The organism is Parvularcula dongshanensis (assembly GCF_014199615.1).
Lineage (GTDB): Bacteria > Pseudomonadota > Alphaproteobacteria > Caulobacterales > Parvularculaceae > Parvularcula > Parvularcula dongshanensis.
In genome coordinates this window covers 493,546-510,270 of record NZ_JACHOB010000001.1, presented here as the reverse complement: position 1 = coordinate 510,270, position 16,725 = coordinate 493,546, and the positions used below count along the sequence as shown (strand labels likewise).

The 16,725-nt window shown below is 69.3% G+C and carries 17 protein-coding genes; 7 read left to right on the top strand and 10 right to left on the bottom strand.

The features are described from left to right. Nucleotides 1–205 precede the first annotated feature (205 nt). A complete protein-coding gene (locus GGQ59_RS02365) occupies nt 206–2,872 on the top strand; it encodes a M1 family metallopeptidase (RefSeq protein ID WP_183815466.1) in 2,667 nt (888 codons plus the stop codon). Between the two features lie 10 nt (nt 2,873–2,882). Here the strand turns inward: GGQ59_RS02365 and GGQ59_RS02360 are convergent, their stop codons facing one another. Further along, entirely contained in the window at nt 2,883–3,458 is a 576-nt protein-coding gene (locus GGQ59_RS02360; protein ID WP_183815464.1) for an MgtC/SapB family protein, read from the bottom strand. Here GGQ59_RS02360 and GGQ59_RS02355 point away from each other — a divergent pair. Continuing rightward, nucleotides 3,457–3,951 carry a DUF6702 family protein gene (locus GGQ59_RS02355; protein ID WP_183815462.1) on the top strand — a complete coding sequence of 165 codons (495 nt, stop codon included), beginning with the start codon at nt 3,457–3,459 and terminating at the stop codon, nt 3,949–3,951. The two genes, GGQ59_RS02360 and GGQ59_RS02355, sit on opposite strands and share 2 nt — an antisense overlap. Nucleotides 3,952–4,042: 91 nt before the next feature. Here the strand turns inward: GGQ59_RS02355 and GGQ59_RS02350 are convergent, their stop codons facing one another. Beyond that, nucleotides 4,043–5,038: a 1-acyl-sn-glycerol-3-phosphate acyltransferase gene (locus GGQ59_RS02350; protein WP_183815460.1), complete on the bottom strand. Its 996-nt coding sequence runs from the start codon at nt 5,036–5,038 to the stop codon at nt 4,043–4,045. Continuing rightward, nucleotides 5,031–5,741 (bottom strand): ribonuclease PH, encoded by a 711-nt coding sequence (rph, locus tag GGQ59_RS02345; RefSeq protein WP_183815458.1) that lies wholly within the window; start codon nt 5,739–5,741, stop codon nt 5,031–5,033. Before rph ends, GGQ59_RS02350 begins: the two co-directional genes overlap by 8 nt. Before the next feature lie 201 nt (nt 5,742–5,942). Here rph and GGQ59_RS02340 point away from each other — a divergent pair, with 201 nt between their 5' ends. Genes GGQ59_RS02340 through GGQ59_RS02330 form a run of 3 tightly spaced genes read left to right on the top strand, consistent with a single transcriptional unit; the run spans nt 5,943 to nt 9,120 of the window. Continuing rightward, nucleotides 5,943–7,466 (top strand): UbiA family prenyltransferase, encoded by a 1,524-nt coding sequence (locus GGQ59_RS02340; protein ID WP_183815456.1) that lies wholly within the window; start codon nt 5,943–5,945, stop codon nt 7,464–7,466. 11 nt (nt 7,467–7,477) lie between these two features. After that, entirely contained in the window at nt 7,478–8,767 is a 1,290-nt protein-coding gene (locus tag GGQ59_RS02335) for a glycosyltransferase family 39 protein (protein WP_183815454.1), read from the top strand. Further along, complete coding sequence (locus tag GGQ59_RS02330) at nt 8,764–9,120, top strand: DMT family transporter (RefSeq protein WP_183815452.1); 357 nt, start codon at nt 8,764–8,766, stop codon at nt 9,118–9,120. The genes GGQ59_RS02335 and GGQ59_RS02330 overlap by 4 nt, the downstream gene beginning before the upstream one ends. A 5-nt stretch (nt 9,121–9,125) precedes the next feature. Here GGQ59_RS02330 and GGQ59_RS02325 read toward each other — a convergent pair whose 3' ends face one another. Together GGQ59_RS02325 and GGQ59_RS02320 are read right to left on the bottom strand one after the other, a co-directional pair. Continuing rightward, on the bottom strand, nt 9,126–9,617 hold the full coding sequence (locus tag GGQ59_RS02325; protein WP_183815450.1) for a GFA family protein: 492 nt from the start codon (nt 9,615–9,617) through the stop codon (nt 9,126–9,128). Between the two features lie 43 nt (nt 9,618–9,660). Continuing rightward, nucleotides 9,661–9,852: a hypothetical protein gene (locus GGQ59_RS02320; RefSeq protein WP_183815448.1), complete on the bottom strand. Its 192-nt coding sequence runs from the start codon at nt 9,850–9,852 to the stop codon at nt 9,661–9,663. Between the two features lie 149 nt (nt 9,853–10,001). Between GGQ59_RS02320 and GGQ59_RS02315 the strand changes: the two genes are divergently transcribed. Next, nucleotides 10,002–11,405 carry an amidohydrolase gene (locus tag GGQ59_RS02315; protein ID WP_183815446.1) on the top strand — a complete coding sequence of 468 codons (1,404 nt, stop codon included), beginning with the start codon at nt 10,002–10,004 and terminating at the stop codon, nt 11,403–11,405. 23 nt (nt 11,406–11,428) lie between these two features. After that, nucleotides 11,429–12,724, top strand: a complete 1,296-nt coding sequence (locus tag GGQ59_RS02310; protein ID WP_183815444.1) for an amidohydrolase family protein — start codon at nt 11,429–11,431, stop codon at nt 12,722–12,724. A 31-nt stretch (nt 12,725–12,755) separates the two neighbouring features. Here the strand turns inward: GGQ59_RS02310 and GGQ59_RS14735 are convergent, their stop codons facing one another. Genes GGQ59_RS14735 through GGQ59_RS02290 form a run of 5 tightly spaced genes read right to left on the bottom strand, consistent with a single transcriptional unit; the run spans nt 12,756 to nt 16,488 of the window. Then, a complete protein-coding gene (locus GGQ59_RS14735; protein WP_221400837.1) occupies nt 12,756–13,028 on the bottom strand; it encodes an HPr family phosphocarrier protein in 273 nt (90 codons plus the stop codon). After that, on the bottom strand, nt 13,025–13,444 hold the full coding sequence (locus GGQ59_RS14730) for a PTS sugar transporter subunit IIA (RefSeq protein WP_221400836.1): 420 nt from the start codon (nt 13,442–13,444) through the stop codon (nt 13,025–13,027). The genes GGQ59_RS14735 and GGQ59_RS14730 overlap by 4 nt, the downstream gene beginning before the upstream one ends. Continuing rightward, nucleotides 13,441–13,941: a hypothetical protein gene (locus tag GGQ59_RS02300; RefSeq protein WP_183815442.1), complete on the bottom strand. Its 501-nt coding sequence runs from the start codon at nt 13,939–13,941 to the stop codon at nt 13,441–13,443. The genes GGQ59_RS14730 and GGQ59_RS02300 overlap by 4 nt, the downstream gene beginning before the upstream one ends. After that, a complete protein-coding gene (locus GGQ59_RS02295; protein ID WP_183815441.1) occupies nt 13,938–15,785 on the bottom strand; it encodes an ATP-binding protein in 1,848 nt (615 codons plus the stop codon). Before GGQ59_RS02295 ends, GGQ59_RS02300 begins: the two co-directional genes overlap by 4 nt. 7 nt (nt 15,786–15,792) lie before the next feature. Next, on the bottom strand, nt 15,793–16,488 hold the full coding sequence (locus GGQ59_RS02290) for a response regulator transcription factor (protein ID WP_183815440.1): 696 nt from the start codon (nt 16,486–16,488) through the stop codon (nt 15,793–15,795). Nucleotides 16,489–16,725: the final 237 nt, after the last annotated feature.

The window sequence follows — 16,725 nt, the reverse complement described above, 5'->3', positions numbered from 1 at the left end:
GGCCGGAATGTGAGGACGAGGCACCTTGAGGGTGCCAGGGCGCGGGGCGGCGCGCGATCAGAGATAGGAAGGCAAGACGGCGAGCCGCGCAACGAAAAACATGGCCCCCCGTCATCGCCGCGTCTTAACCCTAGCAGCTCGCCCCCCTTTCTTTCGCAGGCGCGAGAGGCCAGTCTGCGCCCAAGATCAGTTCTCAAGGGGCAGAATGACGCTTCCCACCCGTAAGGCCGCGTTGCTGGCCAGCCTTCTCCTCTCCGTGCCGATGGGCGCGCTCGCACAGAAGACGCCGACCTTCACGGGGCCGGGTTCGGGGGCCCGGGCCTTCGAGCAGCTCGACACGGAGCTGCCCACCCCGAACGTCTACCGCGCCGCGACCGGAGAGCCTGGGCCGCAATACTTCCAGCAACAGGCTGACTACGTGATCGACGTCGCCCTCGACGAGGACGAGAAGAAGATCACGGGGTCCGAGACGATCCTCTACACCAACAACGCGCCGCTTCCCTTGCGCTACGTCTGGGTGCAGCTCGACCAGAACCGCTTCGCCGACGGCTCCCTCGCGCGGGAGACCGAGACGGCGGCGACCTCGGGCTCGCGCCGTCAGGCCGAGGCGCAAGGCGACCAGCTCTCCTACCCGACCCTCGCCCGGCAGATGGCGCTCGACGAAGGCGACCACGGCTACAAGGTCGAGGCGGTGCTGAACGCCCGGGGCGAAGAGCTGCCCTACACCATCGTCGACACGCTGATGCGGGTGGACCTGCCCCAGCCCTTGCGCGCGGGCGAGCAGACCCAGATCGACATCGACTGGTCCTTCAACATCATCAACGAGCCCGTCATCGGCGGGCGCGGCGGCTATGAGGGCTTCCCCACCGACGCGACCGAGGAGAACGTCGAGGACTACATCTTCTTCCTCGCCCAGTGGTACCCGCGGGTCGCGGCGTATTCGGACTATGAAGGCTGGCACACCAAGCCCTTCTTGGGCCGGGGCGAGTTCACGCTCGAGTTCGGCGACTTCGACGTCTCGATCACCGTGCCCGACGACCACATCGTCTCCTCGACCGGCGTCCTTCAGAACCCGAACGAGGTCCTGACGCCGCAGATGCGCGAGCGCCTCGAGCAGGCGAAGACGGCCGAGAACCCGGTCTTCATCGTCAGCCCCGAAGAGGCCGCCGAGAACGAGGCGACGCCGGCGGAGGGGCGCAAGACCTGGCGCTTCCGGGCACAGAACGTCCGCGACTTCTCGTGGGCGTCCTCGCGCAAGTTCATCTGGGACGCGCAGGGCTACGAGCAGGAGGGCTCCGAGACCGGCCCGATCATGGCCATGAGCTTCTACCCGAACGAGGCCGAGCCGATCTGGTCGCGCTACTCGACCGAAGCGGTCATCCACACCATGGACGTCTACTCGCGCTTCTCCTTCGACTATCCCTATCCGGTCGCTCAGTCCGTCAACACCTGGGAACGCGGCGGGATGGAGTACCCGATGATCACCTTCAACGGCTATCGCCCCGACGGCGAGGCGGCCGAGGAGGGGGGCGAGCCGACCTACAGCCGGGACGTCAAGTACTCCCTGATCGGCGTCATCATCCACGAGATCGGGCACATCTACTTCCCGATGACGGTGAACTCGGACGAACGCCAGTGGACCTGGATGGACGAGGGGATCAACACCTTCCTTGAATACGTCGCCGAGGTGGAGTGGGAGGAGGACTATCCCGCCTTCCGCGGCGAGACGAACGTCCTCGACTACATCACCGGCTACATGACGAGCACGGATCAGGTGCCGATCATGACGAACTCGGACTCGATCCTTCAGTTCGGCCCCAACGCCTACTCGAAGCCCGCCTCGGCGCTCACCGTGCTGCGCGAGACCGTGCTCGGACGCGAGCTCTTCGACCCCGCCTTCCGCGAGTACGCCCGGCGGTGGAAGTTCAAGCGGCCGACGCCTGCGGACTTCTTCAGGAGCATGGAGGAGACCTCGGGCAAGGACCTCGACTGGTTCTGGCGCGGCTGGTTCTTCACCACGGACTACGTCGACGTCGGCATCGACGGCGTGCGGGCCTACCGCATCTCGACGCAGGACCCCGACCGGGAGAACCAGCAGGCGCGCGACGCGCGGGCCGACGGCACGCCCGAACCGCTGATCCAGCGGCGCAACCGCGAAGAGGGCCGCAAGACCCGCCTTCAGCGCCGCCCGCAGCTTTCGGACTTCTACAACGAGAACGACCGGTTCGAGACCAACAACGCCGACCGGAACGAGTACCAGGCCTTCCTGAACGGGCTGTCAGCCCAGGAACGCGAGGTCTACGACCGGGCGCTAGAGCGCGACTCGTGGGTCTACTTCGTCGACTTCCGCAACCATGGCGGCCTCGTCACGCCGATCCCGCTGCACATCACCTATACGGACGGTTCCGCCGAGAAGCGGATGATCCCGGCGGAGATCTGGCGGCGCGACGCGGAGGGCGTCACCAAGCTGATGATCCTCGATAAGGAGGTCGCGTCCTTCTCGATCGACGACGACCACGAGATCGCGGACGCGGACCGCGCCAACAACGCCTTCCCGCAACAGCTGACGCCATCGCGCTTCGAGCTCTACAAGTCTTCCTACTCGGGGCCGGACAACCAGATGGCCCGCGCGCTCGAAGAGCTCGAGGGCGATGCGAAGACGGACGAGGAAGCCGGCGAAGAAGAGGCCGTGCCCCTCGACAGCGAAGGCATGGGCGGGCAGGCGGCGCCGTCCGGCGACGCGGCGGAGGGCGCGAGTGAGCCTTCTGACGCAGCGCAGGCGGAAGATCAGCCTGCCGCCGCCGGCGAGGCGCCGCAGCAAGGCCAGCGAGGACAGGCGGACGCGCAGGAGGGGACGCCGAACGCTCAGTGACCCCTCGGCGTCAGTCCCCTCGAGCCTTCTCGTCGTGCTTCGTGCTCCCCGTCTCGATCCGCCTCAGGCCGATCAGGACGGCGAGGGTCAGGACGCAGGTCATCGCGGCTGCGGGGTAGTGGCCGAGGCCCGCCGCGACCCCGATGGCGCCGGACATCCACATGCCGGCGCCGGTCGTGAGGCCCACGACCTGCCGCCCCCGGCTGATGATCGTACCCGCCGCGAGGAAGGCGACGCCGGCGGTGACCGCGTTGACGATCCGCACGGGGTCGGCGACCACCATGTCGTCGCGGGTGAAGCCGAGGCTGATCTCGAGCGTCATCAGGGTGAACAGGCAGGCGGCGAGCGCCGTCAGCATGTAGGTCCTGAGCCCGGCCGGCCGCTCCCGCCGCTCTCGCTCCAGTCCCAACGCGCCGCTAAGCGCGGCGGCGAGCAGAAGCCGGACCGCCGTCGGGATCAGGCCGAGTTCGCTTTGCGTGTAGCCGAACGCTTCTATCGAGAGGCCTCGCCTTGTGACTTCGTAACCCTGACACCACGCCTCCCGGTCTAGTTCGGTCCGGCTCGTCTTCCCGAAAAGGCTTCTCATGCGCACTCTTCTTCTGACCGTGGTCCTCCTCCTCGTCGGCATCGCGCCCGCAGCGGCGCACAGGCAGCCCGAGGTCGAGACGACCGTGCAGGTGCTGGAAGCCGGGGACGGAACCGAAACGATGGCGATCACCCATCGGCTTCATGCGCATGACGCCCAACAGGTGCTGCGCCTGCTCGGCGTTCACGACCCCGTCCTCTCGGACCCCGAGAACCAGGCCCGCCTCGCGCTCTACGCGCGCGACCGGTTCGAGATCGCGGGCGATGCGCCGTCCGAAATGGTCGGTGTCGAACTCGAAGGGAACTACGTCTTCATCTATCAGCAGCACCCCGAGGTCGCGGCGATCGTCGCGAGCGGCATCCTCGCCGACATGTCGGACGCTTGGGTGAACTTCGTCTACCTGAAGGACCACGGCGGACACACCGTGCGCAGCCTCGTCCTGAACGCGGACCATCGGACCGTGCCGGGCGAACCCGCCGTGCCGAGCCCCTGACGAGCAACGCGGCAGGAACGTCGAGCGAGGCGCTCACGACCCGTCCCCACGTCCCGAGGTCGGCGATCGGACCGCTCTCCGAAACGAAGGACTACGCCGACGCGGCTTCGGCGGCCCGCCAGTCCCCAAAGGTGAGCCCCTTGGGCACGCCTTCGCAGACATAGGCCCGGAGCTCCGCCGCCGCCGCCTCGTTGTCCTCGAGCAGGACGTCCGGGTCGATCGGGCGTTCGATCGTGATGCGGGACGTCTTGCCCTTCTTGTTCAGAAGCTCGTGGAACAGGGTCATGTCCCGAAGTTCCGTGTCCACATTGTTGAACCAGTAGTAGAGCCAGGAGTTCCGGCTGACGAGGTTCGCAGGGACGATGGGGCAGTCGTACTTCTTTGCGAGCGCGGCGATCGTCGGCTGCCAGGGACGCTCCACGAGGTGCTTGTCCTCGTTCATGTAGGCGAGGCGGCCCGAGGGGAAGAGGACGACCGCGCGCGCCGCCGCGAAGGCCGCGTTCGTCGCCTTCAGCGTCTCGCGCGACTTGGCGCGGGACTTCTTGTCCGCCCGCCACTCGACCGGGATCAGCTTGTCCGTCAGGCGGGGGTTGAGGCGGATCGCGTCGGCGTTGACGAAGACGATGACGTCCGGCCGCACGGGGGCGAGCGCGTCGTGCACGGCGAGCCCGTCGGCGATGCCGGTCGGGTGGTTCAGCGCGATGATGAAGGCGCCTTCGCGGGGGATGTGCTCCATCCCCGTGACGTCGAGCTTCATGTCGAGAAGGGAGGAGGCGTGGGCGAAGGCGTCCGTCGCGTTCCACCGCCCCGCCGTGTCGACCATCCGCTTCGCCCCTTGATAGCCAAGGAGCCGGTTGAGCCCGACGCGGTAGAAGCGCCAGAACCGCGACGAAGACAGGCGCTTCGCGCGCTCGCGGATCAGGACGTCGACGATGTGCTTGTGCCGCTCGTTATGCGGCGGGACGTAGTAGGGTGACGTGGTCTGCCACCTTATGATCTCGGCGTCGGCCGGGTCGTCCGGATTCAATGGCTTCCCATCGGCGCCGAGTTGCGCGCCGATGGGCCGCTCCTCGTAAGTCTCAAGCAAGCGCGGTCCTTTGGCGCCCGGTCAGCTCCGCGCAGGCGTCGGCGGCGAGGCTCATCAGCGCGTCGAACTGCTCGCGCGTGAACGGGGCGCCCTCGGCCGTGCCCTGCACCTCGACGAGGCCGCCCGACCCCGTGATCACGAAGTTCGCGTCCGCCTGCGCCGTCGAGTCCTCGTCATAGTCGAGGTCGGCGACCGGCATGCCCTGGTAGAGGCCGCACGAGATCGCGGCGACCGAGTCCGTGATCGGGTCGTTCTTGAGAAGGCCCTGCGCCATCGCCCAATCGACGCACTGCCGAAGGGCGACCCAGGCGCCGGTGATCGATGCGGTCCGCGTGCCGCCATCGGCCTGGATGACGTCGCAATCGATCAGGATCTGCCGCTCGCCGAGCGCCTTCATGTCGACGACGGCGCGCAGCGAGCGTCCGATCAGCCGCTGGATCTCCTGCGTCCGGCCCGACGGGCCGGTCTTCGCCTCGCGCCGACCGCGCGTATGGGTCGCGCGCGGCAGCATCGAGTACTCCGCCGTCACCCAGCCCTTGCCCTTGCCGCGAAGCCAGGGCGGCGTGCTCTCGTCCCACGAGGCCGTGCAGAGGACGTGGGTCCGGCCGAACTTGACGAGGCACGACCCCTCGGCATGAGCCGAGTAGCCGGTCTCGAAGCTGACCTCTCGAAGCTCGTTGAAGGCTCGGCCGGTAGGACGCATGGGGACTCCGAAGCAATGCTTGGCCCGGCCTTAGCGATGGATGCCGGACCGCGCTACCGGCCCGACAGCCCATCCTCACCTGTGCGCCGCCGCCTCGCGCGGGCCCGCTCGCGCTTCATTTTGCACTGCAGCAGAAAAGCTGCAGCCAAACGGTAGGATTCTTGTATCATCTAGGCGGGCAACGAAATGGGGGACGCCCGCATGATGAAGCGACTCGACCTGATCGACGCCGAGGCGTCGGCTGAAAGCATCGTCCCGCGCGCGACTGCGCCGTCCGGCCCGGCCGACAGGGCACTCATCGTCGACCTCGACGGCACGCTCATTCACGGCGACACCCTGGCGGAAAGCGCCGTGGGGCTGATGCGGACGGCACCCGAAGGCCTTCTTCCCGCCGCCGGTGCCGCGCTCAAGGGCCGCGCCGCCCTCAAGCGGGCGTTGGCGGAGCGGTACGTGCCTCAGATCGGGACGATCCTGAACCACGAGGTCTTGGACTTCGTCCGCGCCGAGGCGGAGCATCGGCACGTCGTGCTCGCCACGGCGGCCGACGCCGCGGTGGCGCGCGCCGTCGCCGACGAACTCGGCGTCTTCGACGCCGTGATCGCGTCTACGGGCAGTCTGAACCTGAAGGGCCGGAACAAGCTCGAAGCGGTCAGGGCCCACCTCGCGGCGCAGGGCCTGAGCCCAGAGTTCGACTACATCGGCGACAGCCCGGCGGACCGTCCGATGTGGCAGGCGGCGGGCCGCGCGCTGGTCGTCGCGCCCTCGCCCGCCGCCGCGCGGCGGCTCGCCGGCGACGTGCCGGTCGCCCATCACTTCGAGGCCCGCGCCCGGACCGGCGCCGAGGGCGCGCGCGCCTACCTGCGCGCCATGCGGCCGCATCAATGGGTCAAGAACAGCCTCGTCTTCCTGCCGCTCGTCCTGTCGCACCAGCTCGGCGACCCCGCGCTTATCGCCGCGGCCGTGCTCGCCTTCTGCGCCTTCTCGCTGGTCGCCTCGGCGACCTACATCTGGAACGACACGCTCGACCTCGCACAGGACCGGCGTCACCCGACGAAGCGGGCGCGTCCGCTGGCGTCGGGCTCGATCCCCGTCTTCCGCGCGGTCGCGCTCTCCTTCGGCCTTCTGGGACTCGGCCTCGGCGGCAGCCTCCTCCTCTTGCCGCTTTGGTCGACGGCGATGCTCTGCGGCTACGTCGCGGTGACCCTGACCTACTCCTTCGTCCTCAAGCGCAAGCTCCTGGTCGACGTCATCACGCTCGCTTCGCTCTACGGCTATCGGATCGTGGTCGGGGCGGTCGCGACCGGCATCATGGTGTCCGACTGGCTGATCGCCTTCTGCGTCTTCTTCTTCTTCGGGCTCGCCCTCGTGAAGCGCTACGCCGAGATCGACACCAAGACGCCGAGCGCGGACGGCCGGATCTCCGGGCGTGGCTACTACGCGGAGGACGGAGAGATGGTGGGCGCGATCGGCGTCGGCTCCAGCCTCGTCTCCGTCCTGGTGCTCGCGCTCTACGCGACCTCGCCGGACGTCAGCACGCTCTACGCCTCGCCGATCGCGCTGTGGGGCGTCTGCCTCGTCGTCCTTTACTGGGTGGCCCGCGTGTGGATGCTCGCCCGGCGCCGCCAGATGGCGGACGACCCGGTCGTCTTCGCGCTCAGGGACCGGATCAGCTGGGGCTGCGCGGCGGCGACGGCGGCCTGCGTGCTCCTGGCGGGCCCGCTGTGAGGGCGGCGCTGGTGGCGGCCCGCCGCCCGCTCTCCCTCGCGCCCGCAAGCTTCGGCGCCCGGGTCGCGCTCATCTGCCTCGTCGCGCTCGCCCTCCGGCTCGCCTGGGCGCTCCTCGTGCCGATCGTTCCGGTCTCGGACAGCAACATCTACCTTCAGGGCGCGCTGAACCTTCACCGCCACGGCGTCTACGGGGTCGTGGCCGACCGGCCCTTCGCCTACTGGCCGGTCGGCCCCTCGGCGGCCTACGCCTTCGGCTTCGCCCTCTTCGGCGAGGGGATGCGCGCCGTCCTCGTCATGAACCTCGCCGCGGGGATCGGCGTCGTCGCGACGACCGCGCTCCTCGCGCGGCGCTGGTTCGGTGAGGCCGCGGGGCTGACCGCAGGCGTCCTCACGGCCGTCTGGCCGGGCCTCATCCTCTTCACCACCGTGATGCAGAGCGAGCTCTTCTTCTGCCTCGCGGTCAACGCCGCGCTCCTCTCCTGGCGCCCCGGCACCCGAACCTGGCCGGCCCTCGCGCTCCTCACCGGCCTCTTCGTCGCGGCGGCGAGCTACATGCGGCCGACCGGGCTCCTCCTTCCGGTCCTCCTCGTCGGCCTCGAGTTCTGCGCGCAGCGCCGCCTGAGTGCGCGGCCCGTCCTCTTCGCCGTGCTCGCGCTCGTCGTCGCCGGCGCGTCGATCGCGCCCTGGACCCTCCGCAATCAACGCCTCTTCGGCGAGCCGGTCCTGATCTCGACCAATGCCGGCCCGAACCTGTGGATGGGCAACAATCCGGACACGACCTACGGCTACATGCCGCTGCCCGACCGGGTGGAGGGTCTGTCCGAGACGGCGCGAGCGCACGTCCTGAAGGAAGAAGCGATCGCCTACATGAAGGCGAACCCGCTGCGGACGGTTCAGGGCTTCTTCGTCAAGCTCTTAGAGACCCATGAGCGCGAGACCATCGGCGTCTCCTGGAACGAGCCCGGCATCACCCAGAGCCTCGGCGGCTGGGCGGTCCTGCCGATCAAGCTCGTCAGCCAAGGCTACTGGCTCGCGATCCTCGCCCTCGGACTTGCCGGCATGGGCCTCGTCGCGTGGGGGAGCGCGGCTCGCCTCAAGGCGGGGGCGCCGCTCGAGGCGCTGTCCGTGCTCGCCGCGCCGCCCCTGGTCCTTTGGGGCTACTATGCGGGCGTCCACGCCATCGTGGTGGCGGGCGACCGCTATCACTACCCCTCCAACCCCTTCATCGCGGCGCTCGCCGCCTTCGCGATCTGCGCCGCCGCGCCGCGGATCCTGGCACGACTTGAGAGGTCTGCATGAACCCCGCTTGGTTCCTGGTCGGGCTCGCCGTCTGCGCGAACGTCGCGACCAACGCTTCGCTCAAACGCCTGATGCAGACGGTGACGCCCCGCCCCGCGATCGGCTTCGCCTTCGAGCTGATGGCCTCGCCTTGGGCCTGGATCGCCGGCGTGTCCGGCATGACGCTGCTCGGGGCCTACGTGCTGGCGCTGCGCAGCCTCGACCTGTCGACCTCCTACGCGGTCACGACCTCCGCCGCGCTGATCGGGATCACGCTCGTCTCGATCACGCTTCTCGGCGAGCAGGCGACGCTGACCAAGCTCGGCGGCGTCGGCCTCGTCATCCTGGGCATCGTCCTTCTGTCCCGCAGCTGACGCTGTCAGTCGACCCAGAGGCCGCGCGCCTTGTGCCAGTCGGCGATGCTCTCCTCGGGATAGAGGTCGAAGCAGGCATCCTCCGGTCCCGTCTGCGGGACGACCCAACTCGCCTTGAAGCGCAGCATCAGGTGCACGCTGGAGGGCGGGGTGGGCAGGTCCGTGTCGATCGCGGACGCGAACGGGTGGACGAGGTCCGGCCAGTTGGGGTCCCACAACCACAAGGCGCTCGCGCACTCGGTACAGAACCGCCGCTCGCCGGAACTCCTCTCGCAAGATCCGTCGCGGTCGATCTCGGCGCGGTAGACGGCGGTGTGCTCCTCACCCTCGACGCTCAGGGTATCGTTCAGCGCGCCTAGGTTGATCGCATAGCCCCCGCCGCCCGCCGTCTTGCGGCAGATGCGGCAGTAGCACCGTTGATAGGGGACGGGGGTATGGCTTCGAACGGAGAACCGGACCGCGTGGCACCGGCACTTCCCCTCCAGCAGCATGGGCATGAATGCCTCCTCGCGTTCGGTTCTCCGTTTGCGTCGGGACGCCTTAGTTCTTCACGTCGCCGGAGGATTTGACGCCGGCGCCGATCCCTTGCTCGGAATCCGCGTCGTCGGCCGCTTCCTTCATGTTCTTGGCGTCGCCGCGCTCGATGTCGACCTGATCGCGCTGTTCGTCGTCGGTCGCTTCCTCGCGCAGGTGGTCGAGCGAGGCGTTCATGGCGTCTTGCGGATCGCTCATGTCTAAGTCTCCTAGTATCGTCTTCAATGTTTCCAGAACACGAGGGGCGGGTGCCTGTTCCGTCGACGGCCCTGTTCTGCGCCCGACGCCTTGGCAGGGGCACGTCGCTGCGCCAGTGTCGCGCCGAGCACGAGACGGAAGGGCGACGCATGGGACGATCGGCGTGGACGGCGGGGCTGATGCTCGCCGCGATGGTTGGGCTCGCTGCCTGCGGAGATGGCGGCCCAAAGGCGGATCTTCCGAACCCGGACCCCTTCCCCTCGACCTATGAGCCCTACCCCTCGGACGCGTTCAGCCTGGTAGGCGCCACCATCCTGACCGGCACCGGCGAGCGGATCGAGAACGGCGTCGTCACCGTCTCGGGCGGACGCATCGTGCGGGTCGGTGCCGCGGACGACGTGCGCCAGGTGCAGGGGATCACCGAGGTCGACGCGGCCGGCAAGGTGATCACGCCAGGCGTCATCGACATTCACAGCCACCTCGGCGTCTACCCCTCGCCGAGCTTCGATTCGACCTCGGACGGGAACGAGGCGACCGCGCCCAACACGGCGGGCGTTTGGGCCGAGAACTCGGTCTGGCCGCAGGACCCGGGCTTCACCCGGGCGCTCGCGGGCGGGGTCACGTCGCTTCAGATCCTGCCGGGCTCGGCGAACCTGTTCGGCGGCCGCTCGGTCGTGCTCAAGAACGTGCCCGCGCGGACGGTGCAGGCGATGAAGTTCCCCGGCGCGCCCTACGGCATGAAGATGGCCTGCGGCGAGAACCCCAAGCGGGTCTACGGCGATCAGGGCGGCCCCTCGACCCGCATGGGCAACATGCGCGGCTACAGGGAGGGCTTCCAAGCCGCCAAGGAGTATGCGCGCGGCTGGACCAAGTACGAGAACAACCCCGAAGGCGACCCGCCCGCGCGCGACCTCGCGAACGAGACGATCGCGGGCGTGCTGTCGGGCGACGTCCTTCTGCACATGCACTGCTACCGCGCCGACGAGATAGCGCAGATCCTCGACCTCTCGAAAGAGTACGGCTTCAAGGTCTCGGCCTTCCACCACGCGGTCGAGGCCTACAAGGTCGCCGACCTCCTGGCGGAGAACGACGTCTGCGCCGCGATCTGGGCGGACTGGTGGGGCTTCAAGCTCGAAGCCTACGACGCGACGCCCGCCAACGCCGCCCTCGTCGTGGCACAGCCCGGCGGCTGCGCGGTCATCCACTCGGACTCCGAGCTCGGCATTCAGCGCCTCAATCAGGAGGCGGCGAAGGCGATGGCGGACGGGGCGCGTTTCGGCATCGACATCGAGCCCGAGCAGGCGATCGCCTGGATCACCGCGAACCCTGCCAAGGCGATGGGCATCCTCGACGAGACCGGCACGATCGAGCCCGGCAAGATGGCCGACCTCGTCGTCTGGGACGGCGACCCCTTCTCCGTCTACACCAAGGCCGAACGGGTCTTCATCGACGGCGCGCTGATGTACGACGCGAACGATCCGGCGGTCAGCCCGCGGACCGACTTCGAGCTCGGGCAGCGCGGCAATGGCGGCACCGGCGGGGCCGGGCAATGAGACCGGCAGGAAGGAACAGCGCCATGATCAGAACGCTCCTCGCAACCGCCGCGTCGGCGAGCCTCCTCGCCGCCGCCGCGCAGGCGCAGACCTACGCCATCACCAACGCCCGCGCGCTGATGACGGGCACGGCGTCGTCTCCGGCCGATGCCGAAGGGGTCACCATCGTCGTGCGCCGCGGCCGGATCGAGGCGATGGGGCCGAACGTCCGAATCCCGTCCAACGCCGAGGTCATCGACGCGGCCGGCGGCTACGTCACGCCGGGGCTCTTCGCCGCCGTCTCGGCGCTCGGGCTCGAGGAGATCGGCCTCAACCGGGAAGGGAACGACCGCTCGGCCGAAGAGGACGTCGGGCTGTCGGTCTCCTTCGACGCGGCCGACGGCTTCTACGAGGCGACGACCGCGATCCCGGTCGCCCGGGCCGCCGGGGTCACCCGGGCCTACGTCGCGCCCGATCCCGGGGACGACCTCTTCGGCGGCTGCGGGATGGTCGTGACGCTGTCCGGCGGCGACGAGCCGATCGTCGAGCGCTGCGTCGCCCAGACCGTGTCGCTCGGCTATGCCGGCGCCGCGCGGGAAGGGGACAGCCGGCTCGCCGCGATGGCGCGCCTGCGCCGCGCGCTCGCCGACGCCCGCGCCTACCAGGACGATCCCGACCGCTACGCCGAGACCTACGAGGCGGGCCGGCTCGCGGCCGCCGACGCCGCCGCGCTCGTGCCCTTGCTGACCGGCGAGCAGAAGATGCTCGCCTTCGTCAACGGCGCGTCGGACATCAAACGGGTGCTGGCGATGGCCGAAGAGTACGGCATCGACCTCGTGATCTACGGCGCCGCCGAGGCGCACCTCGTCGCCGAGGAGATCGCCGCGGCGGGCGTGCCGGTCGTCGTCGACCCGGTGAAGAACCTGCCCTACCAGTTCGAGCAGCTCGGCGCGACGCTCGAGGCGCCGGCGATCCTGGAGGCGGCGGGCGTGACCGTGGCCTTCTACGACGACGACATCGCCTACACGCACAATCTCGGCCTCTTGACCCAGCTCGCGGGCAACGCGGTCGCGAACGGGATGTCCTATAACGGGGCGCTCTCGGCGATCACGATGGGTCCCGCCCGCATCTGGGGCCAGGACGACCGCTTCGGTCTGATCGGGCCGGGACGGACGGCCGACCTCGTCGTCTGGGACGGCGATCCGCTCGAGGTCACGAGCAACCCCGTCGCGGTCTTCATCGACGGCGAAGAGATGAGCCTCGAGAACCGTCAGAAGGCCCTCACCGAGCGCTACCGGGACCTGACGCGCGGGGACCGGCCCTTCGCCTATCGGGACTGACGGACCCCGCCGCGAACGCGCCTCGGCGGGGTCAGTCCTCCTCGCCGAAGCGCGCCTCGACCAGATCGGTCAGGGCGGCGACGGCCTCGTCGGCCTCGGGCCCTTCCGCACGGATCGTGAGTTCCGAGCCCTTGGCGGCGCCCAGCATCAGGAGCGCCATCAACGAGGCGCCGCCGACCGTGGTCTGATCTTTGGTCACCGTGGTCGCGGCGTCGAACCCTGCCGCCAAGGTACAGAACTTGGCGGCGGCGCGCGCGTGAAGGCCCTTGCGGTTGCAGACCGTGACCCGGCCCTCGGCGGTCACGCGCTTTCCTGCCGCCCCGACAGCACCCAGGACGCGACGTTGACGTACTTCCGGCCCGCCTCGTGCGCGGCGGCGGCGGCGGCCTGAACGTCCGCCGTCCGACGGAAGCTCTCGGGCGCGACGCGGATCAGCATGGGTAGGTTGACGCCCGCGATCACCTCGGAGCGGGCCTTCTCCATCACCGCGATGGCGAGGTTGGAGGGCGTGCCGCCGAACATGTCGGTCAGGATCACCGCCCCGTCCTCGCCGCCGACGCGGCGCGCGGCCTCCGAGATGTCGGCGCGCCGCTGCTCCATGTCGTCGTCCGGTCCGATGCAGACCGCCTCCATGCCGGGCTGCGGACCGACCACGTGCTCCGCCGCGGCGATCAGCTCCCGCGCGAGGTTGCCGTGACTGACGACGACGATTCCGATCATGGGGTTCCTGTTCCTGGCGAGACGGCATCGTGCCCAGCCGTCGCCGAATGTCCAGACGCGACCGAACGGAGGAAGGTCAGAAGGCCCGCCGCCCGCCCCTGCCAGGCGAAGAGCGGCAGGGCGGGGCCGTCCGGGCCGAGGGGATGGACCCGGCGCTCGGGCGGCAGGCGCCCTCGATCCTCGAGCGCGATCACCGCGAAGAGCGGCGTCGGTCCCGATGGCTCGATCCGGGCGAGGCCCGTCCCGCGCAGCTCGACGAGGCCGCAAAGGCGCTCGGGCGCGTCGGCGACGATCCGCCCGTCCTCGGCCCACGCCGTGACGACGTCGTCCGAGATCAGGCGGCTCCGCCCCCAGCGGCAGCCTTCGATCAGCTCGAGGGCGAGACGCGTCTTCCCCGAACCGGGCGCGCCGGTGACGAGGACGCCGCGTAGGGAGCTTCTGTCTTTCAGGGCGAGCGCGACGGCCGTGCCGGGCAGGGCGCGCGCCTCGTTCCTCACGCGGCTTCCTGCTCGGCGCCGGCCCTGCGGCCCTGGCCGGATCGCCGCAGCGGCAGCAGCACGGTGAACATCGCGCCGATCCGCGCCGAGCGCTCCGCGTTCATCCGGTTCTCGGCCCAGATCCGCCCGCCATGGCTCTCGACGATCTGCCGGCAGATGGCGAGGCCCAGGCCCGAGTTGTTGCCGAAGTCGGCGCCTGCGGGGCGCTCGGTGTAGAAGCGCTTGAAGATCGTCTCGAGGTTGCCGTCGGGAATGCCGGGGCCGTCGTCGGCGACCTGGACCTTGAGGACGGGTCCCTCCGCCGCGCGCTCGACGCCCAAGGTCACGCGGACGACCCCGCCTTGGGGGCTGAAGCTCAGGGCGTTGTCGATCAGGTTGCGGAACACCTGTCCGAGCGCCGAGGGGCTGCCGAAGACGTAGAGGGGCTGGGCGCCCGTGCGGCCCAGAAGGCGGACCGTCGGCGCGCCGGGCTTCGCGGTCGTCCCGTAGAGCTCGACGATGTCGCGCAGGAGCTTGAGGAGGTCGACGACCTCGCGCGTCTCCCGCGCGAGCTCCGCGTCGAGGCGCGACGCGTTCGAGATGTCCGTGATCAAACGGTCCATCCGGGCGACGTCCTGCTTGACCACCTTCAAGAGCCTGTCGCGCTGCTGGTCTGTCTTGGCGATGTCGAGCGTCTCGACCGCCGAGCGGATCGAGGTGAGAGGGTTCTTGAGCTCGTGCGAGACGTCGGCCGCGAAGTGGTCGATCGCCTCGATCCGCTCGTAGATCGCCTGGGTCATCGAGCGTAGCGAGGTCGACAGCTCGCCGATCTCGTCCTTGCGCCGGCCGAAGTCCGGAATGCGCACGCGGCCGGCGACGGCGATGCCGTCGCGGACCTTGTCGGCGGCGGTGGCGAGCCTTCGGATGGGCCGTGCGATCGCGGCGGTCAGGAACAGCGCCGAGGCGAGCGAGGCGGTCAGCGCGAGGAGGAAGAAGGGCAGGACGTCGGCGCGGGCCTGCTGAATGACCTCCTCGATGCCGCCGATCTCGGCCGTGACGACGCCGTAGGTCGCCTGCACACGGCGGATCGGCACGGTCACCGAGGCGACGATCTCGCCCTCCTCGTCGTAGCGGACCGAGGCGGCGCCGGTCTCGCCCGTCCGCCCCGACGCCGCGAAGGCTTCGGACAGCTCGGCCTCCAGCGTCCGGGCCCGCGCCGCCTGGCGGAAGCCGGGCTCCAGGATGCCCTCGACCAGCAGGCGGCCGAGCCCTTCTTCGATCCGGCCGAGCGGCCCCTTGGGCTGGGCCTCCTCGATGTCGGGCAGGGCGGCCGCGTCCACCGTGTCCGCCCGCAGCACCTTGTCCTCGAGGAGGAAGTCGGTCGCGTCGGCGATCGGCGCGCCCTCATACCCTTCGGGCAGCTCGAAGATCCGCACCCGTCCCTCGAACCCGTCGAAGAGGCGCGTGAAGACCGTGTCGACAGCCGCGTCGTCGAGGTTCAGCTCGCAAAGGCTCGCCTCGGCGTCGATCGCGATGTCGCACTGCGCTTCCTCTCCGGCGATGGTCGCCAGAACGCCCGCCAGCATCTGCGCCTGGCCGCGCACGCCCTCGAGCTTCGCGGCGATGAGGCCGTCGCGGTACTGATTGAACCCGACCGAGCCGAGCATGAGGATGAGCAGGCCGACGAGGTTCGCGGCGAGGATCGTGACCGCCAACCGGCTGACGGGCAACCGGCCGTCGCGGTCCCGGAACGGCCCCGTCAGCGCGGAGTAGCGGTCCTTCTTGCTCTGCGCGGCCTCCGCCGCCGCGACGCGCCGAAGCCGCCGCAGGCGCGGCGTGCGTACGCCGCGCGCGGGCTTGCCCAAGAAGGCGTCACTGCTCCTTGTACTTGTACCCGACACCGTAGAGGGTCTCGATCTGGTCGAACTCCTTGTCGACCACGCGGAACTTCTTCCGGATACGTTTGATGTGGCTGTCGATCGTCCGGTCGTCGACGTAGACCTGATCGTCGTAAGCCGCGTCCATCAGGGCGTCGCGCGACTTCACGAAGCCGGGGCGCGACGCGAGCGACTGAAGGATCAGGAACTCGGTCACGGTCAGGGTGACGTTCTGCCCCTTCCAGTTGCAGGCGTGGCGAAGCGGATCGAGCGTCAGGTCGCCCCGGCGCATGACCTGGTTCGCGTCCTCGGTCGCGCCCTCCGGCGTGGCCGCCGCACGGCGCAGCACCGCCTTCACCCGTTCGAGGAGGAGGCGCTGGCTGAAGGGCTTCTTGACGTAGTCGTCCGCACCGAGGGTGAGGCCGAGCACCTCGTCGATCTCCTCGTCCTTCGAGGTCAGGAAGATCAGGGGCACGGCGGAATCCTGCCGGAGGCGCCGCAGCATCTCCATGCCGTCCATGCGCGGCATCTTCACGTCGGACAGGACGAGGTCCGGCGTGCGCGCCATGATCCCGTCGAGCGCCGCTGCGCCGTCCTCATAGGTCGTGACCTCGTGGCCCTCCGATTCGAGGGCGATAGACACCGAGGTCAGAATGTTCTGGTCGTCGTCGACCAGCACGATCTGCGCCATGACGCGGTACTCCTTGCCCCCCGGCCTCGAGATTAAGAGTGAATTCCTGAAGGAAGGGATTAGCGCGGCCGCCCGCCTTTAGGCAAACCGCGCGATCGGGCACCCTTACCAATAGCCGCACCCCCTCTCCCGGTCCTGTGATGGCACAGGTGTTTCCAAACCGTCACGAAGCGCACACCTTGCGTGCGGTCCCCCGGGGTCCAGACAGAAGTGCGAGGGGGCACAGGAACTTGCGAA